The 25,103-nt window shown below is 42.1% G+C and carries 24 protein-coding genes and 1 pseudogene; 18 read left to right on the forward strand and 7 right to left on the reverse strand.

Annotated elements, in window-relative coordinates:
• The first annotated feature begins 88 nt into the window (after positions 1–88).
• From ACERDH_RS06230 to ACERDH_RS06265, 8 genes and pseudogenes are all read left to right on the forward strand, one after another.
• Positions 89–919 carry an amino acid ABC transporter substrate-binding protein gene (locus tag ACERDH_RS06230; RefSeq protein WP_049500712.1) on the forward strand — a complete coding sequence of 277 codons (831 nt, stop codon included), beginning with the start codon at positions 89–91 and terminating at the stop codon, positions 917–919.
• A 153-nt stretch (positions 920–1,072) separates the two neighbouring features.
• Positions 1,073–1,927, forward strand: a complete 855-nt coding sequence (locus ACERDH_RS06235; RefSeq protein WP_000694522.1) for a MetQ/NlpA family ABC transporter substrate-binding protein — start codon at positions 1,073–1,075, stop codon at positions 1,925–1,927.
• A 99-nt stretch (positions 1,928–2,026) separates the two neighbouring features.
• A complete protein-coding gene (locus ACERDH_RS06240; RefSeq protein ID WP_386685399.1) occupies positions 2,027–3,400 on the forward strand; it encodes a M20 family metallopeptidase in 1,374 nt (457 codons plus the stop codon).
• The gene (locus tag ACERDH_RS06245) at positions 3,393–4,454 is read left to right on the forward strand and encodes a methionine ABC transporter ATP-binding protein (RefSeq protein WP_261041522.1); all 1,062 of its coding nucleotides are present in this window, start codon (positions 3,393–3,395) and stop codon (positions 4,452–4,454) included. The genes ACERDH_RS06240 and ACERDH_RS06245 overlap by 8 nt, the downstream gene beginning before the upstream one ends.
• A gap of 1 nt (position 4,455) precedes the next feature.
• A complete protein-coding gene (locus ACERDH_RS06250; protein ID WP_000444649.1) occupies positions 4,456–5,148 on the forward strand; it encodes a methionine ABC transporter permease in 693 nt (230 codons plus the stop codon).
• A 348-nt stretch (positions 5,149–5,496) separates the two neighbouring features.
• Complete coding sequence (locus ACERDH_RS06255) at positions 5,497–6,147, forward strand: Rgg family transcriptional regulator (RefSeq protein WP_415741912.1); 651 nt, start codon at positions 5,497–5,499, stop codon at positions 6,145–6,147.
• A gap of 184 nt (positions 6,148–6,331) precedes the next feature.
• The gene (locus ACERDH_RS06260) at positions 6,332–7,576 is read left to right on the forward strand and encodes an MFS transporter (protein ID WP_386685394.1); all 1,245 of its coding nucleotides are present in this window, start codon (positions 6,332–6,334) and stop codon (positions 7,574–7,576) included.
• A gap of 16 nt (positions 7,577–7,592) precedes the next feature.
• Positions 7,593–7,817 (forward strand): annotated as a pseudogene (locus ACERDH_RS06265) (hypothetical protein); the annotation flags it as partial.
• A gap of 194 nt (positions 7,818–8,011) precedes the next feature.
• On the opposite strand, the gene ACERDH_RS06270 reads toward ACERDH_RS06265, so the two are convergent.
• On the reverse strand, positions 8,012–8,581 hold the full coding sequence (locus ACERDH_RS06270; RefSeq protein WP_386685392.1) for an MptD family putative ECF transporter S component: 570 nt from the start codon (positions 8,579–8,581) through the stop codon (positions 8,012–8,014).
• A 134-nt stretch (positions 8,582–8,715) separates the two neighbouring features.
• Here ACERDH_RS06270 and ACERDH_RS06275 point away from each other — a divergent pair, with 134 nt between their 5' ends.
• The 5 genes from ACERDH_RS06275 to nrdI all read left to right on the forward strand — a co-directional run bounded on the left by ACERDH_RS06275 (position 8,716) and on the right by nrdI (position 13,412).
• A complete protein-coding gene (locus tag ACERDH_RS06275) occupies positions 8,716–9,330 on the forward strand; it encodes a YesL family protein (RefSeq protein ID WP_061589641.1) in 615 nt (204 codons plus the stop codon).
• Positions 9,308–10,978: a sensor histidine kinase gene (locus tag ACERDH_RS06280; protein WP_386685390.1), complete on the forward strand. Its 1,671-nt coding sequence runs from the start codon at positions 9,308–9,310 to the stop codon at positions 10,976–10,978. The genes ACERDH_RS06275 and ACERDH_RS06280 overlap by 23 nt, the downstream gene beginning before the upstream one ends.
• An 11-nt stretch (positions 10,979–10,989) precedes the next feature.
• A complete protein-coding gene (locus tag ACERDH_RS06285; protein ID WP_386685388.1) occupies positions 10,990–12,276 on the forward strand; it encodes a response regulator transcription factor in 1,287 nt (428 codons plus the stop codon).
• 60 nt (positions 12,277–12,336) lie between these two features.
• Entirely contained in the window at positions 12,337–12,870 is a 534-nt protein-coding gene (locus ACERDH_RS06290; RefSeq protein WP_084923809.1) for an ABC transporter permease, read from the forward strand.
• 77 nt (positions 12,871–12,947) lie between these two features.
• The gene (nrdI, locus tag ACERDH_RS06295) at positions 12,948–13,412 is read left to right on the forward strand and encodes a class Ib ribonucleoside-diphosphate reductase assembly flavoprotein NrdI (RefSeq protein ID WP_261150211.1); all 465 of its coding nucleotides are present in this window, start codon (positions 12,948–12,950) and stop codon (positions 13,410–13,412) included.
• Positions 13,413–13,459: 47 nt separating this feature from the next.
• Here the strand turns inward: nrdI and ACERDH_RS06300 are convergent, their stop codons facing one another.
• Both ACERDH_RS06300 and ACERDH_RS06305 read right to left on the reverse strand, forming a co-directional pair.
• On the reverse strand, positions 13,460–13,918 hold the full coding sequence (locus ACERDH_RS06300) for a DUF3021 domain-containing protein (protein ID WP_261150210.1): 459 nt from the start codon (positions 13,916–13,918) through the stop codon (positions 13,460–13,462).
• Positions 13,915–14,355, reverse strand: coding sequence for a LytTR family DNA-binding domain-containing protein (locus ACERDH_RS06305; protein ID WP_261150209.1), 441 nt, complete (start codon positions 14,353–14,355; stop codon positions 13,915–13,917). The genes ACERDH_RS06300 and ACERDH_RS06305 overlap by 4 nt, the downstream gene beginning before the upstream one ends.
• 205 nt (positions 14,356–14,560) lie before the next feature.
• Here ACERDH_RS06305 and mutL point away from each other — a divergent pair, with 205 nt between their 5' ends.
• From mutL to ACERDH_RS06320, 3 genes are all read left to right on the forward strand, one after another.
• Positions 14,561–16,510 (forward strand): DNA mismatch repair endonuclease MutL, encoded by a 1,950-nt coding sequence (mutL, locus tag ACERDH_RS06310; protein WP_386685384.1) that lies wholly within the window; start codon positions 14,561–14,563, stop codon positions 16,508–16,510.
• A gap of 128 nt (positions 16,511–16,638) precedes the next feature.
• Entirely contained in the window at positions 16,639–17,232 is a 594-nt protein-coding gene (ruvA, locus tag ACERDH_RS06315) for a Holliday junction branch migration protein RuvA (protein ID WP_386685382.1), read from the forward strand.
• A 9-nt stretch (positions 17,233–17,241) separates the two neighbouring features.
• Entirely contained in the window at positions 17,242–17,805 is a 564-nt protein-coding gene (locus tag ACERDH_RS06320) for a DNA-3-methyladenine glycosylase I (RefSeq protein ID WP_049510491.1), read from the forward strand.
• A gap of 84 nt (positions 17,806–17,889) precedes the next feature.
• Here the strand turns inward: ACERDH_RS06320 and ACERDH_RS06325 are convergent, their stop codons facing one another.
• The 4 genes from ACERDH_RS06325 to ACERDH_RS06340 form a co-directional block, all read right to left on the reverse strand.
• Complete coding sequence (locus tag ACERDH_RS06325; protein WP_000166114.1) at positions 17,890–18,153, reverse strand: SemiSWEET family transporter; 264 nt, start codon at positions 18,151–18,153, stop codon at positions 17,890–17,892.
• Positions 18,154–18,258: 105 nt separating this feature from the next.
• Entirely contained in the window at positions 18,259–19,293 is a 1,035-nt protein-coding gene (locus tag ACERDH_RS06330) for a S66 family peptidase (RefSeq protein WP_386685379.1), read from the reverse strand.
• 139 nt (positions 19,294–19,432) lie between these two features.
• Positions 19,433–20,110, reverse strand: coding sequence for a DUF1129 domain-containing protein (locus ACERDH_RS06335; RefSeq protein WP_386685377.1), 678 nt, complete (start codon positions 20,108–20,110; stop codon positions 19,433–19,435).
• A gap of 11 nt (positions 20,111–20,121) precedes the next feature.
• The gene (locus ACERDH_RS06340; RefSeq protein ID WP_000815623.1) at positions 20,122–21,066 is read right to left on the reverse strand and encodes a magnesium transporter CorA family protein; all 945 of its coding nucleotides are present in this window, start codon (positions 21,064–21,066) and stop codon (positions 20,122–20,124) included.
• Between the two features lie 131 nt (positions 21,067–21,197).
• Here ACERDH_RS06340 and uvrA point away from each other — a divergent pair, with 131 nt between their 5' ends.
• Both uvrA and ACERDH_RS06350 read left to right on the forward strand, forming a co-directional pair.
• Positions 21,198–24,029, forward strand: a complete 2,832-nt coding sequence (gene uvrA, locus ACERDH_RS06345) for an excinuclease ABC subunit UvrA (RefSeq protein ID WP_386685374.1) — start codon at positions 21,198–21,200, stop codon at positions 24,027–24,029.
• Positions 24,022–25,083 carry a M24 family metallopeptidase gene (locus ACERDH_RS06350; RefSeq protein WP_261024151.1) on the forward strand — a complete coding sequence of 354 codons (1,062 nt, stop codon included), beginning with the start codon at positions 24,022–24,024 and terminating at the stop codon, positions 25,081–25,083. The genes uvrA and ACERDH_RS06350 overlap by 8 nt, the downstream gene beginning before the upstream one ends.
• The last annotated feature ends 20 nt before the right edge of the window (positions 25,084–25,103 follow it).

Genomic DNA, 25,103 nt, shown 5'->3' on the forward strand with positions numbered 1-25,103 from the left:
AATCTATCACAGAGATAAATATCATATAATGGCATAATTACTTTTTTTCTGATAAGATAATAAGGTATTCTATTTTGGAGGAAATGACATGAAAAAAATCGTTAAATACTCATCTCTTGCTGCTCTAGGACTTGTGGCTGCAGGTGTGCTAGCAGCTTGCTCAGGTGGTGCTAAGAAAGAAGGAGAAGCAGCCAGCAAGAAAGAAATTATCGTTGCAACTAATGCTACACCAAAACCATTCAACTATGAAGAAAATGGAGAATTGACTGGTTACGAAATTGAAGTGGTTCGCGCTATCTTTAAAGACTCTGACAAGTATGATGTCAAGTTTGAGAAGACAGAGTGGTCAGGAGTCTTTGCAGGACTTGATGCTGACCGTTACAATATGGCTGTTAGCAACATCAGCTACACTAAAGAACGTGCTGAAAAATACCTTTATGCAGCTCCAACTGCTAAAAACCCTAACGTTCTTGTAGTGAAAAAAGATGACCCTAGCATCAAATCGCTTGATGATATCGGTGGAAAATCAACAGAAGTTGTTCAAGGGACAACATCTGCTAAACAGCTAGAAGACTACAACAAACAACATTCAGATAATCCAACTGTCCTAAAGTATACTAAAGCAGACTTCCAACAAATCATGGGACGCTTGAGCGATGGACAGTTTGACTACAAGATTTTTGATAAAATCGGTGTTGAAACAGTCATCAAGGACCAAGGTTTGGACAACTTGAAAGTTATTGAACTTCCAAGCGACCAACAACCTTACGTTTACCCACTTCTTGCTAAAGGTCAAGATGAGTTGAAATCATTTGTAGATAAACGTATCCAAGAACTCTACAAAGACGGAACGCTTGAAAAGTTGTCTAAACAATTCTTCGGAGACACTTACCTACCAGCAGAAGCTGATATTAAATAATTTTGTGAAATCATCCATTCTGAATCAGGTGGATGATTTCTCAGTTTTTAGTGATATAGTTTTAAACTATATATCTGATTATCTAATAACAATTTGTGAAATCAAACAAATTGTGAGATACTAGTACGGTATTATTTTTAAGGAGAAAGAATCATGAAAATCAAAAAATGGCTTGGTGTGGCAGCTCTTGCTACAGTCGCAGGTTTGGCTCTTGCAGCTTGCGGAAATTCAGAAAAGAAAGCAGACAATGCAACAACTATCAAAATCGCAACTGTTAACCGTAGCGGTTCTGAAGAAAAACGTTGGGACAAAATCCAAGAATTGGTTAAAAAAGACGGTATCACTTTGGAATTTACAGAGTTCACAGACTATTCACAACCAAACAAGGCAACTGCTGATGGCGAAGTAGATTTGAACGCTTTCCAACACTATAACTTCTTGAACAACTGGAACAAAGAAAACGGGAAAGACCTTGTAGCGATTGCAGATACTTACATCTCTCCAATCCGCCTTTACTCAGGTTTGAATGGAAGTGACAACAAGTACACTAAAGTAGAAGACATCCCAGCAAACGGAGAAATCGCTGTACCGAACGATGCTACAAACGAAAGCCGTGCGCTTTACTTGCTTCAATCAGCTGGCTTGATTAAATTGGACGTTTCAGGAACTGCTCTTGCAACAGTTGCTAACATCAAAGAAAATCCAAAAAACTTGAAAATCACTGAATTGGACGCTAGCCAAACAGCTCGTTCATTGTCATCAGTTGACGCTGCCGTTGTAAACAATACCTTCGTTACAGAAGCAAAATTGGACTACAAGAAAGCACTTTTCAAAGAACAAGCTGATGAAAACTCAAAACAATGGTACAACATCATCGTTGCGAAAAAAGATTGGGAATCATCACCAAAAGCTGATGCTATCAAGAAAGTTGTTGCAGCTTACCACACAGATGACGTGAAAAAAGTTATCGAAGAAACATCAGACGGTTTGGATCAACCAGTTTGGTAATAAGAAACAGGGAGGTGGGAGAGAAAATTCCACCTCTTGCTTTTGTATAGAGCATGGATTGTAAAGAAGACTATAGGTTCATAGAAAGGTAGAGAGAATATGGTTTTTCCTAGCGAACAAGAACAGATTGAAAAATTTGAAAAGGATCATGTAGCCCAGCATTATTTTGAGGTTTTGCGTACCTTGATTTCTAAGAAGTCGGTCTTTGCCCAACAGGTGGGTCTCAAAGAAGTTGCCAACTATCTGGGTGAGATTTTCAAGCGTGTGGGAGCTGAAGTGGAGATTGATGGGACTTATACGGCTCCCTTTGTCATGGCGCATTTCAAGAGTTCGCGCCCAGATGCTAAGACCCTGATTTTCTATAACCACTATGACACTGTGCCAGCGGATGGGGATCAGGTCTGGACAGAGGATCCCTTTACGCTTTCGGTGCGCAATGGCTTCATGTATGGGCGTGGGGTTGATGACGACAAGGGTCATATCACGGCTCGTTTGAGTGCTTTGAGAAAATACATGCAGCACCACGATGACCTGCCTGTCAATATCAGTTTTATCATGGAGGGAGCGGAGGAATCCGCTTCGACAGACCTAGATAAGTATCTGGAAAAGCACGCTGATAAACTCCGTGGCGCAGATTTGTTAGTTTGGGAACAAGGGACCAAGAATGCCTTGGAGCAGTTAGAAATTTCTGGTGGAAATAAAGGAATTGTGACCTTTGATGCCAAGGTAAAAAGTGCGGATGTGGATATCCACTCTAGTTATGGAGGAGTTGTGGAATCAGCTCCTTGGTACCTCCTTCAAGCCCTGCAGTCCCTTCGTGCTGCAGATGGCCGTATCTTGGTTGAAGGCTTGTACGAAGAAGTACAAGAGCCAAACGAACGGGAATTGACCTTGGTGGATACCTACGCTCAACGAAATCCAGGGGAAATCAGCCAGATTTATGGCTTGGAATTGCCTCTCTTACAAGAGGACCGCGCTGCCTTCCTAAAACGTTTCTTTTTCGAGCCAGCTCTTAATATCGAAGGGATTCAGTCAGGTTACCAAGGACAAGGGGTTAAAACGATTTTGCCAGCAGAAGCCAGTGCCAAGCTAGAAGTTCGTTTGGTTCCTGGTCTAAAACCGCATGATATTCTGGAAAAAATTCGGAAACAGCTAGACAAAAATGGCTTTGATAAGGTAGAATTATACTATACCTTGGGAGAGATGAGCTATCGAAGCGATATGAGCGCGCCAGCCATTCTTAATGTGATCGAGTTGGCCAAGAAATTCTATCCACAGGGCGTTTCAGTCCTGCCGACGACAGCGGGGACAGGGCCTATGCATACGGTCTTTGATGCCCTAGAGGTGCCAATGGTGGCCTTCGGTCTAGGAAATGCCAACAGCCGAGACCACGGTGGAGATGAAAATGTGCGAATCGCCGATTATTACACCCATATTGAATTAGTAGAGGAGCTGATTAGAAGCTATGAGTAGAGACATTATCAAGTTAGATCAGATCGATGTGACTTTTCACCAAAAGAAGAGAACCATCACAGCGGTCAAGGATGTGACCATTCACATCCAAGAAGGGGATATCTACGGAATCGTTGGATATTCTGGAGCAGGGAAATCAACCCTTGTACGGGTGATTAATCTCTTGCAAAAGCCATCTGCAGGGAAAATTACCATTGATGACGATGTGATTTTTGATGGCAAGGTGACCTTGACGGCCGAGCAGTTGCGTCGTAAACGTCAAGATATTGGAATGATTTTCCAGCATTTTAACCTGATGAGCCAAAAGACAGCAGAGGAGAATGTAGCCTTTGCCCTTAAACACTCTGGACTCAGCAAGGAAGAAAAGAAGGCTAAAGTAGCTAAGTTATTGGATTTGGTTGGCTTAGCAGACCGTGCTGAAAACTACCCTTCACAACTATCTGGAGGGCAAAAACAGCGTGTGGCCATTGCGCGTGCTTTGGCAAATGATCCAAAAATCTTGATTTCAGACGAGTCAACTTCTGCCCTTGATCCTAAGACAACCAAGCAGATTTTGGCCTTGTTGCAAGATTTGAATCAAAAATTAGGCTTGACTGTTGTCTTGATTACGCATGAAATGCAGATTGTCAAAGACATTGCCAACCGTGTGGCAGTTATGCAGGATGGGCATTTGATTGAAGAGGGCAGCGTCCTTGAAATCTTCTCAGACCCTAAACAACCTTTGACCCAAGACTTTATCTCAACAGCTACAGGTATTGACGAAGCCATGGTCAAAATCGAGAAGCAAGAAATTGTGCAAAACCTGTCTGAAAATAGTCTCTTAGTGCAACTCAAGTATGCAGGTGCTTCAACAGACGAGCCACTTTTGAATGAATTGTACAAGCGTTACCAAGTAACGGCTAATATCCTCTATGGGAATATTGAAATCCTCGACGGCACTCCTGTTGGAGAATTGGTGGTGGTCTTGTCAGGTGAAAAAGCAGCGCTAGCAGGTGCCCAAGAAGCCATTCGTCAGGCTGGCGTGCAGCTAAAAGTATTGAAGGGAGGACAGTAAGATGGAATCATTGATTCAAACCTATTTACCAAATGTCTATAAAATGGGCTGGGCTGGTCAAGCAGGCTGGGGAACAGCCATCTACTTAACCCTTTATATGACAGTTCTTTCCTTTATCATCGGAGGGTTCTTGGGGCTTGTTGCAGGTCTCTTCCTTGTCTTGACAGCGCCAGGTGGTGTCTTGGAAAATAAGGTCGTTTTCTGGATTTTGGATAAGATTACCTCTATTTTCCGTGCGGTTCCTTTCATTATCCTCTTGGCAGTCTTGTCACCCTTCTCTCATCTAATCGTAGGGACAAGCATTGGTCCAAATGCGGCTATCGTACCGCTATCTTTTGCAGTCTTTGCCTTCTTTGCCCGTCAAGTGCAGGTTGTCTTGGCTGAATTGGATGGCGGTGTCATTGAGGCGGCTCAAGCGAGCGGAGCGACATTCTGGGATATCGTAGGTGTTTACCTATCAGAAGGCCTTCCAGATTTGATTCGTGTGACGACTGTGACCTTGATTTCCCTTGTTGGGGAAACAGCTATGGCCGGTGCGGTTGGAGCTGGTGGTATCGGTAACGTAGCCATCGCTTATGGATTTAACCGCTACAATCACGATGTGACCATCTTGGCAACCATCATTATCATTTTGATTATCTTTACAATCCAATTTTTGGGAGACTTCTTGACCAAGAAATTGAGTCATAAATAAAAAGATCTAGGCAATCTGTACATCATTCATAGGAGTTGTCGTTATAGTTAAGACTTGAAATTTTCTGTACTGATTGCTATCAACCGTTACTTTTATGAGTAAGAGAGTTAAGAATTGTGGGGAGTCAATATGCAAAATCTGGGAGAAGTTTTTAAAGAATTGAGAAAGAGTCGGAATGTATCTCTACAGGAGGCGACGGGAGGAGAGTTTACTTATTCCATGCTGAGCAAATTTGAGCGTGGAGAAGCAGACCTATCATCTATGAAATTGATTACTGCCTTAGATAACATCCACTCTGATTTGAATGAATTTATGTACTTGGTACGTGGTTTTTCTCAGAAAAAGGTTTTGGCTTTTCAAGAAAATCTTTGGGATTTATATGATAGAGAAGGGATTGATTCTCTCCATTCCTTGTATGAAGAGACGACTCAAAAGTATAGATCAAGTGGTGAAACAAGCTATCTTTTACAAATGATTCGTATCAAAAGCCTTCTTGTGTTTTTTGATTCAGAAATAAGAGCAACGGATGAAGAACTGACTTTTCTCTATGACTATTTTTTTACTATTGACATCTGGGGAAATTATGAATTGGAACTATTTTCAACGATTTCTACTTTGTTCCCTCTGCCCCTCTATTTTAAATATTCTAGGGAGATGTTACAAAAGACAGATTTATTAGGCTCTTTACCTAGTAACAAAGTCGGCATTGATACCATTTTGATTAATGGACTCTTTAAAGCAATAGAGGAAAAGGATAAATTAAAAGCAGACTATTTTGTTTTTCAGATTGAAAAACGAGAATTGCCAGAATCTCAAGCTTATCTGAAAATCATTTATATGATTGCTAAAGGATATTATGATACTATTTTTAATGTAAAAAATAAGGGTCTTGAAAAAATCCAGAGAGGCATTACAATCTTACAAGATTTAGAGTATGTAGGTGGTGCAAGATACTATGAAAACTATTTTGCAAATCAGCTTTCAAATAAAGATTTGTAATATATTCTCGTTACATCGACTGATGAAAAATAAATGGGCCTGTAGATGGAGTGATAAATAGCAGTATCTAGGAGCTAGAGTTTCTATTTTCAGAAAAAATATATTACAAAAAAGTGGGGAGTCCCGCTTTTTTTGTTAGACTGGTTTCAATGAAATACTCTTTGAAATGTGAGAAAGGCCTGTTATGAAACTATTCTTAAACCACCATTTATTTAGGATACTTACCTTATCAAGGTTTTTGAGCTCAAGTGGAGCTTATATTTATAATCTGGTATTTATCGTTTATGCTGCGAGTCTACCCTTTAAAAATATAGCTGTATTTATGGCGAATATGATTACGATTTTACCTTTCCTATTTACTTTTTATGTTGGGATTAAGGCTGATCATACTCGGAATAAAGCAGGGACAATTATCTGGGTTGGTTGTGTGCAAAGTCTCCTATTTCTTTTGATTGCTAGTGTGATTCATGACCAGAACTTCGTAACGTTTGCTTTTATCTGTATGGTTAATATCTGTTCGGATATTTTATCGGATTATACAGCAGGCCTTCGTATGCCGATTATCCAGCATAATATTTCGGAAGATAGACTCTATGAAGCTTATTCCTTTACTCAGTTTGTTTCCTATTTATCAAATCTAGGAGGTCAAGCCTTAGGAGTGTGGTTACTCACAACCAGCCATCAAAATTTTTCTTTTGTTGCAATTGTGAATGCTGGTTTCTTTTTGCTATCTTCTCTTATTTTGTTCAAAAATAGAAGAGAACTGACGCACTTGTCTGTAACGGTAGAGAATGAGTCGATTAGTTTACTTCAACAAGTTAAGGCAATCTATGCGGACATGGATGATATCTTTAGGCAGAGAGAAAGTAAATCATTGTTTAAAATGATCCTTGTCATTTTGGTAATGAATACTTTGGGAGGAGCTGTTGGAGGTATTTATCACTTTTACTTATTAGACCATACTATCTATCATCTCAGTTATGCTCAAGCCCTATTTTTAATTGAATGTGTCAGCTTGGGAGGGGCTATTCTTGGTAGCCTAACTCCCCATGATTATTTTGGGAAATTGTCGTTTTCAAGTTTGCTATCGCTCAATGCAAGTCTGTTTGTCTTGCTTGCTACTGCTAATATTTTAGATTTTTCTCCTCTAGTAGGTGTTGCTTGCTTAGCCTTTGTCATGTATTTGATGTCGAAATCAATGCCTAAATTAGATACTCTGTTACTGTCTAATTTGAGTGTGGATGTATTAGCTAGAAGTAATAATCTCTTGAGTATGATTTTTTCCCTAACATTACCCTTGGGGATGTCTGTATTTTCCTTCCTAGCTTTACAAGATATCAGGCTTTGTTGGTGGGTCTTTTTAGCAGGGAGTGTGATAGGATTCATTTTATCCTTAGAAAAAAGAAGTTTTTCAGGTAAAAAAGTTTAGCCTAGAAAGCTCAGGATTACTAGAAGGTCTGCCAGATTTGATTCGTGTGACGACTGTGACCTTGATTTCCCTTGTTGGGGAAACAGCTATGGATGGTGCGGTTGGAGCTGGTGGTATCGGTAACGTAGCCATCGCTTATGGATTTAACCGCTACAATCACGATGTAACTATCTTGGCAACCAACATTATCATTTTGATTATCTTTAAATTCATACTCAATGAAAATCAAAGAGCAAAGTAGGAAACTAGCCGCAGATTGCTCAAAGTACTGCTTTGAGGTTGTAGATAAGACTGACGAAGTCAGTAACCCTACCTACGGAAAGGCGACGTTGACGTGGTTTGAAGAGATTTTCGAAGAGTATCAATTCTTGGGAGACTTCTTAACCAAGTCTTGAGCCATAAATAAAAAAGAGCCGTGTGGCTCTTTCTAAGTAATCAGATTTTCTGCGCAAATTTTTTACTCAAGGCTTGTCCAAGCAAGGCACCGACTAAGGCTCCGATGACAACACTTGCGATAAATAGAAGGACGGTTCCAGGATTTGGTGCGACCATGATACGGTCAATATATTCTTGGGATTTTCCTCTTGCTAGAAGAGTAGCCATATAGGCTTGGGGCGCAATCCACATGAGTAAGATTGGACCAGTTGAACTAAAGGCGAAAATAATGAAAGAAAGCAAATTTTTTGTTTGGTCCTTGTATTTTCCTAAATGAGCTACTCCATCTGCTAGGAGGGCACAGATAATTCCAGGAAGGAAGGCACCGGCACCGTGTTTGCTCCCCAAGAAAAATAGGGCGATGACAAGACCGATAGTGGTAATGGCTCCAAAGCGCGGAACTTTTGCGACTAGGATCATATAGACGCTACCGCCGACAAGGGCAGTAAAGGCAGGTGCATAAAACATGTTTCCAGTTTGGTCAAAGAGATTGCCCAAAAGGACACCAATCCCCATGCAGAGGAAGTAAAGAACTGCAAAGAGCAGTGTAGTTAAGATAGATTTGTTCATGAATTGTCTCCTGATAATTTTTTCACAATTCTCATTGTACCACGGTTTGGTGGGATTGTAAATGGATAGTCTATGTTTTTGAAAACGCTTGAAATATGATATAATAGTTTCATAGTTATTTTTAGGGGGATATCATGGGGAGATTTTTAGACTTTGTCTTTAATCGTTTCTTTTTAGGGATGATTGCGACAGCCTTCTTTTGGCTATTAACCTTGGTGGGAGGGATTATCCTTGGTCTAGCGCCTGCTAGTGCCACCTTGATGAGCCTATATGCAGAACATGGTTATAGCTTTCGGGAATACAGTTTGAAGGAGGCGTGGTCTCTTTATAAGCAAAATTTCGTCTCAAGCAACCTGATTTTCTATAGCTTTTTAGGGGTGGATATAGTTTTGGTCTATGGCCTGTATCTCTTGGTGCAATTGCCTCATCAGACTATTATTCATTTGATTGCGACCTTTTTGAATGTCCTAGTAGTTGCCCTGATCTTTTTGGCTTATACAGTATCTTTGAAATTACAAGTTTATTTTGATTTGTCCTATCGAAATAGTCTCAAACTATCCTTGATTGGCATCTTTATGAGTCTAGCAGCTGTGGCCAAGGTTCTCCTTGGGACAGTGCTACTTGTGGCAATTGGTTACTATATGCCTGCCCTACTTTTCTTTGTAGGAATTGGGATGTGGCATTTCTTTATCAGTGATATGTTGGAACCGGTCTATGAAAGTATCCATGAAAAATTGGCGACAAAATAGAATGAAGCAGTTTTGGCTACATACGCTTCTAAGAACCTACAGTTCAGTTATGATGATTATTATTGCGAGTTTTGCAATCTTACTCTCTTACGCTGACTGGGATTCACGGGAAAAGGAAGCCCAGAGAGTAGCCCAGCGTGTAACCACTCGAACAGTTGAAGAGGTGGAATATTATTATCGCGAGTCAGCCCAGCTAGCGCAAGATTTAGTAGCCAATCAAGACCGTATACAAGGGGTTTATAAGTACTTTAGCCTATCAACTTCTGAGTATTTTTATTGGTTGTTGGAGCATCAAGCGGCTTCCTCAACTTCTATTTCTCTGTATGAAAATATTGATGACCTGTATGTCCAAAATGACTATATAACAGGTGTTGCAATCGTCTTGCAGGACTTTAAAGAAGTTTATGTGTCAACAAGGGATAAAAGAAGTGGGCATGTCTTGCCTGCTGAGGCTTTTAAACCGGAGGCCAATAGTTTTGGAGTTCCTATTTTAGACCCAGCGACGGATCAATCTATAGGGGTTGTTTATATTTCCTTGGATCCAGAAATCTTATACCATGCTGTAGACAATACCCGGGGTCATATCCCGATGGCTGTTACTGTGACATCACCATTTGATACGGAGATTTTTCATATTGGTGAGAGGGTCAATAGGGAACATGAGAACTGGTTTGTTGGTGTAACCTCTCATGGCTATCAGGTTCAGGTAGCAGTTCCTAAAAACTTTGTTTTACAAGGAACGGTGACCAGCTCTGCTTTGATTGTGGGCTTGAGCCTTCTCTTTATTGTCATTCTCTATCTGACTTTGAGGAAGACTTTCTCAAATTATCAAAAGCAGGTGGTGGACCTGGTGGATTCTATCCAAGCTATTGCCCAAGGGGAAGAAGGTCTTCGTATTGACACACTTGAAAAGGATCAGGAATTGCTCCTAATCGCGGAGACGACCAATGATATGTTGGATCGATTGGAAAAGAATATTCATGATATTTACCAGTTAGAGCTTAGTCAAAAAGATGCCAATATGCGGGCCTTGCAGGCGCAAATCAATCCTCATTTTATGTATAATACGCTGGAGTTTTTGCGTATGTACGCAGTCATGCAAAGTCAAGATGAGTTAGCAGACATCATTTATGAGTTCAGTAGTCTGTTGCGTAACAATATTTCCGACGAAAGAGAGACTCTTCTCAAACAGGAATTAGAATTTTGCCGTAAATACAGCTATCTCTGCATGGTTCGCTATCCCAAGTCTATTGCCTATGGTTTCAAGATAGATCCAGAGTTAGAGAATATGAAGATTCCTAAGTTTACCTTACAACCGCTGGTAGAAAATTATTTCGCGCATGGTGTTGACCACAGACGAACAGATAATGTGATTAGTATCAAGGTGCTTAAACAGGATGGTTTTGTAGAAATTTTGGTGGTCGATAATGGCCGTGGAATGTCGGTTGAAAAACTGGCAAGTATTCGAGAAAAATTGAGTCAGAGACATTTTGAACACCAAGCCAGTTACAGTGATCAAAAGCAATCTATCGGGATTGTCAATGTCCATGAGCGTTTTGTGCTCTATTTTGGGGACCGCTATGCTATTACTATAGATTCTGCAGAGCAAGCAGGTGTTCAGTATCGTATTACAATTCAAGATGAGTAGAAAGGGAGAAAATGTATAAAGTATTATTAGTAGATGATGAGTACATGGTGACAGAAGGTCTGAAACGTTTGATTCCCTTTGATAAGTGGGATATGGAGGTCGTCGCAACAGCTAGTCATGCCGATGAAGCTCTAGAATATGTTCAAGAAAATCCAGTAGATGTGGTTATTTCCGATGTCAATATGCCCGATAAAACTGGGCTTGACATGATTCGGGAAATGAAAGAAATCTTACCAGATGTCGCCTATATCCTGCTCTCAGGTTATCAGGAATTTGATTACGTAAAAAGAGCAATGAACCTTAGTGTGGTGGATTATCTGGTTAAGCCTGTTGATAAGGTAGAGTTGGGAAATCTGCTGGAGAAGATTGCAGGTCAGCTCGGTGAGAGAGGAAAGAAAAGTCAGACCCTTAGTCAAGATTTAGACGAGGCTGGATTTGCTAGTTATCTAGGAGATAAGGAGAACTGGTGGATAGGCCTATCCAAGGGAAAACAAGGCTCCTTCACCATTCCTTACTATGTCTTGGGACAAGATTGGCAGATTTTCATTTCTGACCAACCTCTAGATGGTTTAGTCGTTACACCTTTTGAAGCTCCCTATCAAGAACACTTTGAACGCTGGAAGCTGAATGCTGAGAAAGCCCTCTTTTACGGCTCTGTAAATTTGCAGCAGTCGGAGAGTCTTTTTGTCTATTACGAACCGATTTATAGGGTTATCATTCAGGGGAATCTCAATCAAATCGTGGAAGAGTTGAATCTTTTGGAGAAGGTGGTTCTTAAGAATACACCGCGTGTTCCCATTACCAAACAGCTTTTTATCCAGTTTGTCATGGATGTCTTCCACTTGTTTGAACACCTCAAAGCTGATGATTTGACGGATATTGTTAAAACGATTCATGCTATTCAAACCTTCGATGAATTGGTTCCTTATATCAAGGAAACTCTGACCCGATTTTTTGGCCAATATCGGATGAATGAAAATGTGGTCAGTGTGCTAGAAGTTATTGGGCGTGATTACCAAAAAGAACTTTCTCTCAAGGATATCAGTAAGGATCTCTTTATCAATCCTGTCTATCTGGGGCAGTTGATTAAGCGTGAAACCAATTCGACCTTCGCAGAGTTACTAAACAAACAACGCATTAAGGCTGCCCAGCAACTTTTACTTTCAACCAGTGACAGTATCGAAGATATTTGTTATGCTGTTGGCTATAGTAATGTTGGATATTTCTATAAAGTGTTCCGAAAATTGTGCGGGAAATCGCCGAAAGCCTACCGAAAACAGGTGGAAACGACACTATAATATTTGTATTCCCTTACAAAAAGTGCTATAATATCGATAATAATATCAGGAGGTTCTATTATGAAAAAGAAACCGATTTATCTATGGGTCTTGCTAATCTTGTCTGCTCTTATTTCAGCTATGTCTCTGTTTGGAATGTTGAGTCCCTTGCCTAGCAAAGAAGTCCTTCGTGCTAAACAGTCACATGTTGCGGGACTTAGTGCCCAGCAATTAGAAGACAACATCAATTACACCTATAGAGTAGCAGAATCATCTCATTCTATTTTTAATATGGCCTTGATTGTACTATCTGCTATTTTAGTGGTAGTAGCGATTGTCTTCCTTATTCGTAAAAATTTGCAATATGCAAACTATACTTATGTCGGCTATGTTTTGCTAGCCATTATTGGTTCGATTTATGGCTATGTTAGTTTACAAGACGCTGTGCAGTTAGTTCACGATGAGACCATGCGTTTAGGGATAAGTGTTATTTCACAAGCCGTTAGTATTTTCTATATCGTCATCAATGTTCTCTTCCTAGCCCTTGTCTTTTACAAGATGTGGCGTCAGCAAAAAGCCTTGGCGGAAGAAGAGGAAACAGAAGAACTTGCCTAAGTATTGACAAAAAATAACTATCAAGTTACAATCTTGGTAGTTATTTTTCGATTATAGATAAAATCATGGAGGTACATATGAAGACAATTTCTTTAGTTTATATCAGTCTGAGCGGCAATACCGAGAGTTTTGTGACACGCTTGAAAGACTATCTCTTGTCCCAGTACGAGGGGATTGAGGTCCAAAAGATTCATATCAAGGATTTGGTCAAGGAAGGCCACGATTTCTATGAGATGGATAATCCTTATGTTGCTTTTTTGCCGACCTACCTAGAAGGTGGGAATGGCGTTGATAACGGAGATGTCGAGATTTTGACGACACCAGTGGGGGATTTTATCGCCTATGGTGACAATGCTAGTAAGTGTTTTGGCGTGGTTGGTTCAGGAAATCGTAACTTTAATAACCAATACTGCCTGACAGCTAAGCAATACAGTCAACGTTTTGGTTTCCCTGTCTTGGCAGACTTTGAAATGCGAGGTATGCTGGGAGATATCAAACATGTGGCAGCTATTATTGCAGATTTGTATGAGTTGGAAAGTTGAGCTTAGGCTTGGCTTTTTTATTATTCCAAGCAGTTTTATCAGAACTCTTACTTTCTATGCTCCAAGAGTTGATTGATGTGATCTACTTTTTTAGCCTCTCTTTTATAGAGAATAGCCCAAATGATGAGGTAGACAATCGCAAACTCGATAATAAGCTGGAGATAGAAGATCCAGTGGAAGGGGAACCAACCTGCCAGGGTTGCTAGTGGGACAAAGCCAGCCAGCATAAGGAAGAAATGAGTCAGAGTGGCACGAAGCATGCTCCAGTCACGGCTGAATAAGCGGTTGCCAAAGTTGAAGAGAATGCCGATGCCTGCCCAAATAAGTGTGCAGTAGAGCAAGACCAGGGCACCGTGAACTTGATGTTGAGCCATCATTTGGCCGATAATAGAGTAGGGATTTAGTGGTGCGTAGGTATTTGGTGCATAAATGAGTGAAAAGATGATAGAGAGGATGAGGCCGATGAGGACACCAGTAGCTGCGTCGTGAAAGATTTGTTTTTTCATAGTTCTAATTTCTCCTTGATGGTTTTTAGGTAACGGCGTGAAGAGTAGGTGAAGCTTTCATTCTTCAAGAAAATTTCTACCAGACCGTTGGGGGTGAGCTTGAGGTGAGAGATGGAGTCGATATTGATGATTTCTGATTGAGAAATTTGGATAAAATTGGTTGGCAGAATTTCAAGGACTTGATAGAGCCGTAAATCAATGTTGTAGGTCTGACTTGCTGTTTCTGCTAGAACCTTCCGATTCTCGATATAGAAGCGTTGTATCTTACCGATCTTAACTAGATAGACCTGATCATCGATTTTCCCTTTGATTTTTTCTTTTTGCTCCAGATTTTCTGCGAACTCGATGACTTTTTGGACTTTATCTGTCGGCTGAGGTGCTTGGACAATCAGCTTTTCCTCCTCGTAAGTTTCACTAATTTGTAGTTCTACTTTCATAAATTTCTCTCCTTTTTAGTTATACAAGGTTGTGATCACTTCCTGTATATTTTTATTAAACACTATTTTACGACACCTGGCAAGGGACTTTGTCTATGTGGAGGGATTTGGCTCCTATGTGGTGGAGCTTTTCTGTCCTATCTGAAATATGGTATAATAGCACTAATCAATTTCTAGGAAAATAGATACAGAAAGGGGCTGAAAAATGTCTCATATTATTGAATTGCCAGAGGTGTTGGCAAACCAGATCGCGGCAGGAGAGGTTATCGAACGTCCAGCTAGCGTTGTTAAGGAGCTGGTAGAAAATGCCATTGATGCTGGTTCTAGTCAGATTATCATTGAGATTGAGGAAGCTGGTCTCAAGAAGATTCAAATCACAGATAATGGTCATGGAATTGCCCACGATGAGGTGGAATTGGCCCTGCGCCGCCATGCGACTAGTAAAATAAAAAATCAGGCAGACCTCTTTCGAATTCGGACGCTTGGTTTTCGTGGTGAAGCTTTGCCTTCTATCGCATCTGTTAGTGTCTTGACTTTGTTGACGGCAATGGATGGCGCAAGCCACGGGACTAAATTAGTAGCGCGTGGGGGAGAAGTAGAAGAAGTCATCCCAGCGACTAGTCCTGTGGGGACCAAGGTTTGTGTGGAGGACCTCTTTTTCAACACGCCTGCCCGCCTCAAGTATATGAAGAGTCAGCAAGCGGAGTTGTCTCATATTATTGATATTGTCAACCGTCTGGGCCTGGCCCATCCTGAAATTTCGTTTAGTTTAATCAGTGATGGCAAGGAAATGACGCGGACAGCAGGGACTGGTCAACTGCGACAAGCTATCGCAGGGATTTACGGTTTGGCGAGTGCCAAGAAGATGATTGAAATTGAGAACTCTGACCTAGATTTCGAAATTTCAGGTTTTGTATCCTTGCCTGAGTTAACTCGGGCTAATCGCAACTATATCAGCCTCTTCATCAATGGCCGTTATATCAAAAACTTCCTACTCAACCGTGCAATTCTTGACGGTTATGGAAGCAAACTCATGGTGGGCCGTTTTCCACTGGCTGTCATTCATATCCATATCGACCCTTATCTAGCAGATGTCAATGTGCATCCGACCAAGCAAGAGGTGCGGATTTCCAAGGAAAAAGAACTGATGGTATTGGTCTCAGAAGCGATTTCCAAGAGCCTCAAGGAACAAACCTTGATACCTGATGCCTTGGAAAATCTTGCCAAATCGACCGTGCGCAATCGTGAGAAGGTGGAGCAGACCATTCTCCCGCTTAAAGAAAATACGCTCTACTATGAGAAAACTGAGCCGTCAAGACCTAGTCAAGCTGAGGTGGCTGATTATCAGGTAGAATTGACTGATGAAGGACAGGATTTGACTTTATTTGCCAAGGAAACCTTGGATCAATTGGCCAAGCCAGCAAAACTGCATTTTGCGGAGAGAAAGCCAGCTAACTATGATCAACTAGACCATCCAGAGTTAGATTTAGCTAGTCTCGATAAGGCCTATGACAAGCTGGAGCGGGAAGAAGCATCAAGCTTCCCAGAGTTGGAATTTTTTGGGCAAATGCACGGGACTTATCTCTTTGCCCAGGGTCGAGATGGGCTCTACATCATAGACCAACATGCGGCTCAGGAACGGGTCAAGTATGAGGAATATCGTGAAAGCATTGGCGATGTTGACCAAAGTCAACAACAACTCTTAGTGCCCTATATCTTTGAATTTCCTGCGGATGATGCTCTTCGTCTCAAGGAAAGAATGCCTCTTTTGGAGGAGGTGGGTGTCTTTCTAGCAGAGTACGGGGAAAATCAATTCATCCTACGTGAACATCCTATTTGGATGGCAGAAGAAGAGATTGAGTCAGGCATCTATGAAATGTGCGACATGCTCCTCTTGACCAAGGAAGTTTCTATCAAGAAATATCGAGCAGAGCTAGCTATCATGATGTCCTGCAAGAGATCTATCAAGGCTAACCATCGTATCGATGATCATTCGGCTAGACAGCTCCTCTATCAGCTCTCTCAATGTGACAATCCCTACAACTGTCCCCACGGGCGTCCTGTTTTGGTGCATTTTACTAAGTCGGATATGGAAAAGATGTTCCGACGCATTCAGGAAAATCACACCAGTCTTCGTGAGTTGGGGAAATATTAAACGAATACGCTTTGAAAATCTCTTCAAACTAGGTCAGCTCTATCTGCAATATCAAAGCTGTGCTTTGAGAAACCTGTGGCTAGCTTTCTAGTTTGCTTTTGATTTTCATTGAGTATAAAAGGAAAACTATGTACGAATATTTAAAAGGAATCATTACCAAAATCACTGCCAAATATATTGTTCTTGAAGTCAACGGTATCGGCTATATCCTGCATGTGGCCAATCCATATGCCTACTCAGGACAGGTCAACCAAGAAGCTCAAATTTATGTGCATCAGGTGGTGCGTGAGGATGCGCATCTACTTTATGGATTTCGCTCAGAAGATGAGAAAAAACTCTTTCTCAGCTTGATTTCGGTCTCTGGGATTGGTCCGGTGTCAGCCCTTGCTATTATCGCTGCCGATGACAATGCTGGCTTGGTTCAAGCCATCGAAACCAAGAACATCACCTACTTGACCAAGTTTCCTAAAATTGGTAAGAAAACAGCCCAGCAGATGGTGCTGGACTTGGAAGGCAAGGTAGTAGTTGCTGGAGATGAACTTCCTGCTAAGGTGGCAGTACAAGCAAGCACTGAAAACCAAGAACTGGAAGAAGCTATGGAAGCCATGTTGGCACTGGGCTACAAGGCAACCGAACTTAAAAAAATCAAGAAATTCTTTGAAGGAACGACAGATACAGCTGAGAACTATATCAAGTCGGCCCTTAAAATGTTGGTCAAATAGGAGCAGAGCATGACAAAACGTTGCTCGTGGGTCAAGATGACCAATCCTCTCTATATCGCCTATCATGATGAGGAGTGGGGCCAGTCCCTCCATGATGACCAAGCATTGTTTGAGTTATTGTGCATGGAAACCTATCAGGCAGGACTGTCTTGGGAAACGGTGCTCAACAAACGCCAAGCTTTCCGAGAAGCCTTTCATGGCTATCAAATTCAAGCGGTGGCAGACATGACCGACACCGAGTTGGAAGCCTTGCTGGAGAATCCAGCCATCATTCGGAATAGAGCCAAGATTTTTGCTACACGCGCTAACGCCCAAGCATTTTTACGACTACAGGAAGAATATGGCTCTTTTGATGCCTATCTTTGGTCTTTTGTTGAGGGGAAAACTATCGTTAACGATATTCCCGATTACCGCCAAGCCCCAGCTAAAACACCCTTGTCTGAAAGATTGGCCAAAGATCTCAAAAAACGAGGCTTCAAGTTCACAGGCCCAGTCGCCGTCTTGTCTTTTCTACAGGCTGCAGGGCTAGTTGATGACCACGAGAATGATTGTGCGTGGAAAAGCGGGAATTAGTGAGTATAGGTAACTAGAATATCTGAGAATATAGAAAAAAGCTGAGAAACTTTTCCCAGCTTTTTATATATACTATTAGATTTGTTAGAGTGAAGTCAGAAAAGTGATTCCACCTAAAATAACACCAGCTGAATTTGGAATGATTAGTATCCAATCCTTCTTAGGTTCCTTTGTCCATCCATAAATAACCCAGATTAAGCAAGATATTGCAGCTGATAAAGGTTGAAATGGTTGAGCTTTATTTCCCTGTAAATTAGCGATAATTTGAGGTATGTAGGCAATAAATACTATAATTCCAATAAAGGCACCAATAGAACCTACGATTCGATTAATTTTTTGTTTTGTCATATACACCTCCTTCAAAAGGATATCATAGAAATTAGCGAAATGCAATAAATTCAGATACAAATTGTAACGAAAACCAATACAAAAGCACAAAAATAGAGAAACTACTTATTTTTTGTTATAGTCAAAGCGAATGATTTGCTCCTTTGCATCTACATGGGCGTGAACTCCGAAGGGGACAATGGCTCTTGGAGTTGCGTGGCCGACATTCAAATTATAGACAATCGGGATATTGCTGTCAATAATATCCAATAGTGCCTCTTTATAGTCGTCATAGAAAGTTTCATCCATAGGTTTTCCGACCAAGAGTCCGCTGATGACCGCGAATACTCCAGTATCCTTCAAAGTCCGCAACATCTTTTTGAAGTCTTCGGGTTTAGGCTTTTCTTCGCTTGTTTCTAGCAAGAGGATTTTTCCTTCCCAGTCTGACAAGTCAGGGAAAAGTTTGTACTTTTGGCAGAGCTCCGTGCTGTCTGCGTATCGAGAGTAGTCAAAGATATCGTAGAGTGATTCGAGACACCCACCAAGGATTTCTCCCTCGAACTGGGCATTTCCTTGCAACAAGTCAAAACCAGTATTTGCATGACTGACACGAGGTGTCCCCAGAGTCTTGGGACTGAAGTCAGTTCGTTCCTCATACCAAACGTCACTAGGGCGGATTTCTGAGATTCTTCCAGTCTCAATTAATTCTTTAAAGTAGTGGAAGCTATAGGGCAACATCTCCTTGTCCAATTCACAAATGTCTGCTAGAAAGGATTGACCATAAAAAGTTTTAACACCTAGTTTATGCAACATGAGATGGTTCATGGTTGTATCTGAGAAGCCAAGAAAAATCTTTTGTTTGATAACCTTTTCTAGTTGGTCATTTTCAAAGAGGTAGGGCAACAAACGATAGGTATCATCCCCACCGATGGCGCATAGGATCATGTCAATGCTATCGTCCGAAAAGGCCTGCATCAAATCCTCTGCACGCACTTCAGGATGGTCCTTGATAAAGTCTAAGTCTTTTTGCGAATGGGGCAAAAAGATAGGATTGATTCCCAGGTCCTTGAGACGTTGGACACCCAAGTCCACTTCGTGTTTGACAAAGTCTTCTCCGATAATGCCACTAGATAAACTAATAATACCAATAGTAGAAATCATATTTTATCCTCCTAGAAATAGATTGAGCCTATTTTATCACAAAAGATAAGAGAAAGCTATGTGGGATGTCAGAGAAATACTTTTAAATCAAGAAAGTAGTATAAAAGCAACCGCATCTGCAGTTGCTTTTATCATTCTCTTAATAGCGTGTTGGTCCTGCACTTGCGCTGCGGATATTCAAGCGTTTCTTGAGATAGAAGCGAAGGGCTAGGAGGGCTGCTCCGATAATAGCTAGTGGCAATGGAGCAAGTACTGGGTTAAGGTTAGCTGGTAGGAAGCTTGTTGCAAAGAAGACAAGCAACCAAAGGAACATAGAAGCTAGGATAACCAGTACAGATTTCCAGAAAGGTGGACGTTGACTGCGGTCCATATCTGGTCCATAGTATTGGTAAACAAAGTAGTACATCAAGTAGAAGGCAAATCCACCAACCAGTCCAACTAGCAGAAGGGTAATCAAACCGTAACCGATAGCCTGATCTGCTGAGAAGAAGGTTGTGAGGGCGCTGACGAGGGCAAAGAGGCTAGTGATGAAAAGGGCTGAGTCCATAATCATGAGTTTTGGATCATCATTTTCTTTTGGATGCTCTTTTTCATACTGCTCTTTGACAGTGAAGCTATGAGCCCAATGGGTTGGTGCACCGTAGAGGGAACGAGCAGTTGTACCCTTGGCTTGCTCCTCAAGGATTTGGGGAATAACTTCCTCAAAAATAGTCTTGATTTCAGCGTCAGTTTTCCCATCTTTGATGAATTGTTGGGTAGCGATGTGGACAAACTCTTGGTTTTTCTTTGTTAATTTTTGTAGATCAATCTGAGACATAGGAACTCCTCTTAGAACCATTTTTTATGGATGAGATAGAGAGTGAGCGAGACACTCATAGCAAAGGCAATAAAGACGATTAACCAGAAGGCATTTGGCTCGCCGTTTAGGGGGATTTCATTATCCTTAAAGTTCATCCCATAGGCAGAGAAGACCATGGTTGGGATGGACATGACAATGGTCACAAGGGCCAAGGTTTTCATGATGTTGTTCTGGTTGTTGGAAATGATAGAGGCAAAGGTCTCTGTCATAGAATGCAAGACGTTTCCATAAATATCTGCCATCTCGATGGCCTGTTGGGTTTCAATTAGGGTATCTTCAAGCAGGTCTTCGTCCTCAAGGTATTTCTTGATATTGCTGGTTGAGCTGGTCAATTTCTTAATCACACGCTCATTTGTTTTGAGAGAAGCCTTGAAATAGACGATGGTTTTTTCCAATTCCATGAGCTCAATCAATTCTTCATTACGAGTTGATTGATGCAGTTGACTTTCGATTTGCTCACTCTTACGGTCGATTGAACGAAGGGCTGTTAGGTAAAGCTCTGCATTGCGATAGAGAATCTGGAAGATAAAACGTGAACGCATGAAGGTGTAGAAATTACGCAAGCGACGGTTGATAAAGACATCGAGGACCGGTAGTGGTTCCAAACACGTAGTGATAATGGTTTCCTCGGTGATGATAATACCAAGCGGGATGGTGACGTAGTAGGTGCGGTTATTTCTTTCCTCTGTGACCGGCACGTCAACGATAATCAGGGTATACTCGTCTTCAATTGTAATACGAGACATTTCTTCCGCATCGAGCGGTGCTCGAAGGTCGGCGATATCGATATCGAAGGCGTTAGCGATTTCGAGTGATTCATTTTGAGTCGGATTGACGAGATTGATCCAAGTACCCGGTTCAAGCGTATCGATCTCTTTAAATTCAGTTGTTGTAGAGAGAAAAACTTGTTTCATATCCCTTATCCTTTCTCATTTTTCAGATTTTTTCACACCGTACTATTATACTATAAAATCAGCCTTTTGGGTAATAGAATCTCACTTTTTTTGGTATAATGGTAAGCAATAATGGACTAGAAAGAACAAAGATGCAAGATAAAATTGTCATTCATGGGGCGCGTGCCCATAATTTAAAAAATATTGATGTGGAGATTCCACGAGACAAGCTGGTTGTTGTGACTGGTTTGTCAGGTTCAGGGAAATCCAGCCTGGCCTTTGACACCCTCTATGCGGAGGGGCAACGTCGCTATGTGGAGAGTCTGTCAGCTTACGCTCGCCAGTTTTTGGGAAATATGGAGAAGCCGGATGTAGATGCTATTGATGGACTCAGCCCAGCTATTTCCATCGACCAAAAAACGACTAGCAAGAACCCTCGCTCGACCGTGGGAACGACGACTGAAATCAATGACTATCTGCGTCTCCTCTACGCACGTGTGGGGACGCCTTACTGTATCAATGGGCATGGGGCTATCAAGGCTTCTTCTGTGGAGCAAATTGTGGATAGGGTTTTGGAGTTGCCAGAACGCCAGCGCCTGCAAATCTTGGCCCCTGTCATCCGCAAGAAAAAAGGCCAACATAAGAGTGTTGTCGAGAAGGTTCAGAAAGATGGGTATGTCCGTGTCCGTGTGGATGGGGAAGTCTATGATGTGACCGAAGTGCCAGAGTTGTCTAAGAGCAAGCAACACAATATTGATGTCGTGGTTGACCGTATTGTCATCAAGGAGGGCATCCGTAGCCGTCTCTTTGATTCCATTGAGGCTGCCCTTCGTATTGCAGAAGGTTATGTCATTATCGATACTATGGACGACTCTGAGTTGCTCTTCTCTGAGCATTATGCTTGCCCAGTTTGTGGATTTACTGTCCCAGAGTTAGAGCCACGTCTCTTCTCATTCAATGCTCCTTTTGGTTCTTGTAGTGAGTGTGACGGCTTGGGCATCAAGCTGGAGGTGGATACTGATTTGATAGTGCCAGATGCCATCAAAAACTTACGTGAGGGAGCGCTGGCACCTTGGAATCCTATCTCATCCAACTACTATCCAAATATGCTAGAGCAGGCCATGACAGCCTTTGGAGTGGATATGGATAAGCCTTTTGAGGACTTGTCAGAAGAGGATAAGAACTTGATTCTCTATGGATCTGATGGTAAGGAATTCCATTTCCACTATGAGAATGAATTTGGTGGCGTGCGCGATATTGACATTCCTTTTGAGGGAGTTGTTAATAATATCAAGCGTCGTTATCACGAGACAAACAGCGATTACACTCGCACCCAGATGCGTCTCTACATGAATGAGCTGACCTGCGGAACTTGTCACGGCTATCGTCTCAATGATCAGGCCTTGTCTGTCCGTGTAGGTGGCGAGCAAGGGCCACATATCGGAGAAATTTCAGACCTGTCTATCGCGGACCACTTGGACTTGGTAAGCAAGTTGACTCTATCTGAAAATGAAGCCATCATTGCTCGTCCCATTCTCAAGGAAATCAAGGACCGCTTGACCTTCCTTAATAACGTGGGTCTAAACTATCTGACTCTGTCACGTTCAGCAGGAACTCTTTCAGGTGGGGAGAGCCAGCGTATTCGCTTGGCGACCCAGATTGGTTCCAACCTATCAGGTGTTCTCTATATTTTGGATGAGCCGTCAATCGGTCTTCACCAGAGGGATAATGACCGTCTGATTGCCAGTCTCAAAAAGATGCGTGACTTGGGCAATACTCTTATCGTGGTGGAACATGACGAAGATACCATGCGCGAGGCGGATTATCTGATTGACGTTGGTCCCGGTGCAGGTGTTTTTGGTGGGGAGATTGTTGCTGCAGGTACACCCAAACAGGTGGCTCGCAACAGCAAGTCTATCACAGGCCAGTACTTGTCAGGCAAACGTGCCATTCCAGTACCAGACGAGCGCCGTGTAGGAAATGGACGTTTTATCGAAGTGACAGGAGCGCGTGAGAACAACCTGCAAAATGTCACAGCTCGTTTCCCATTAGGAAAATTCATCGCGGTGACAGGGGTATCAGGTTCAGGGAAATCGACCTTAATCAACAGTATCCTCAAAAAAGCCATTGCCCAGAAGCTTAACCGCAATTCAGACAAGCCTGGCAAATTCAAGACCATTACCGGTATTGAGCATGTAGACCGCTTGATTGATATTGACCAGAGTCCGATTGGACGAACGCCGAGGTCTAACCCTGCTACCTATACAGGAGTTTTTGACGATATACGTGACCTTTTTGCCCAGACAAACGAGGCCAAGATTCGAGGCTACAAGAAGGGTCGTTTCAGTTTCAACGTCAAGGGAGGTCGTTGCGAAGCCTGCTCAGGTGACGGGATCATCAAGATTGAGATGCACTTCTTGCCAGATGTTTATGTGGCTTGTGAGGTCTGCCATGGAACCCGCTACAACAGTGAAACCCTAGAAGTCCACTACAAGGAAAAAAATATCTCGCAGGTCTTGGATATGACTGTCAACGATGCGGTGGAATTCTTCCAACATATTCCGAAAATTCAACGTAAACTTCAGACCATCAAGGATGTGGGACTGGGATATGTAACGCTAGGGCAACCAGCTACCACCCTTTCTGGAGGAGAAGCCCAGCGTATGAAGTTGGCTAGCGAACTTCACAAACGATCGACAGGAAAATCTTTCTACATTCTGGATGAGCCGACGACAGGTCTTCATACCGAGGATATCGCTCGCTTGCTCAAGGTTTTAGCTCGCTTTGTCGATGATGGCAATACAGTTCTTGTCATTGAGCACAATCTGGATGTTATTAAGACTGCAGACCATATTATTGACTTGGGTCCTGAGGGCGGTGTCGGCGGTGGAACTATCATCGCAACAGGAACTCCAGAAGAAGTAGCGGTCAATGAAGCCAGCTACACAGGACATTATTTGAAAGGAAAGTTACATCATGAATAAACGCGTACAAGCATTTCTAACTAAAATGCAAGAAAAAGAACTGGATGGTATCATCATCAACAATCTTAAAAACGTCTATTACTTGACTGGTTTTTGGGGTTCAAATGGAACAGTCTTCATCAGCCGTGACCGTCAGGTCTTGGTGACGGATTCTCGCTATATCATTGCAGCCAAGCAAGAAACCAGTGGCTTTGAGATTGTGGCTGACCGCGATGAATTAGCTGTCATTGCAGGAATTGTCAAGGACATGGGCTTGTCTCGTATCGGTTTTGAAGATGAGATTTCAGTCTCTTATTACCACCGTATGCAGGCAACCTTTGAAGGAATTGACTTGCTTCCACAGACTCAGTTTGTTGAAGGTCTTCGAATGATTAAGGATGAAGCGGAGATTGCAGCTATTCGCAAGGCTTGTTCTATCTCAGACCAAGCTTTCCGCGAGGCGCTTGACTTTATTAAGCCAGGAAAGACTGAAATTGAGATTGCCAACTTCCTTGACTTCCGTATGCGTGAGTTGGGAGCTTCAGGCCTATCATTTGATACTATTTTAGCAAGTGGCATCAACTCTTCGAAACCCCATGCCCATCCTATGCATAAACCAGTACAACTAGGAGAGGCTATCACCATGGATTTCGGCTGCCTCTATGAGCACTATGTCAGCGATATGACACGAACTATCTACTTGGGGCATGTCAGCGATGAGCAAGCAGAGATTTACAATACAGTTCTAAAAGCCAACCAAGCCTTGATTGACCAGGCTAAGGCAGGATTAGGTTTCCGAGACTTTGACAAAATCCCTCGTGATATTATTATCGAGGCGGGCTATGGCGACTACTTTACCCACGGTATTGGACACGGTATTGGACTGGATATCCATGAGGAACCATACTTTAGCCAGACTTCTACAGAAACTATTAAGGCGGGTATGGCCTTGACCGATGAACCAGGTATCTATATCGAAGGCAAATATGGAGTTCGTATCGAGGATGATATCTTGATTACAGAGACAGGTTGTGAATTGTTGACCCTAGCTCCAAAAGAGTTGATAGTTATTTAAGAGTTAAACAACTCAAATGA

Origin of the sequence: Streptococcus bovismuti, from assembly GCF_042436615.2 — a bacterium.
In the GTDB taxonomy this organism is placed as follows: Bacteria; Bacillota; Bacilli; order Lactobacillales; family Streptococcaceae; genus Streptococcus.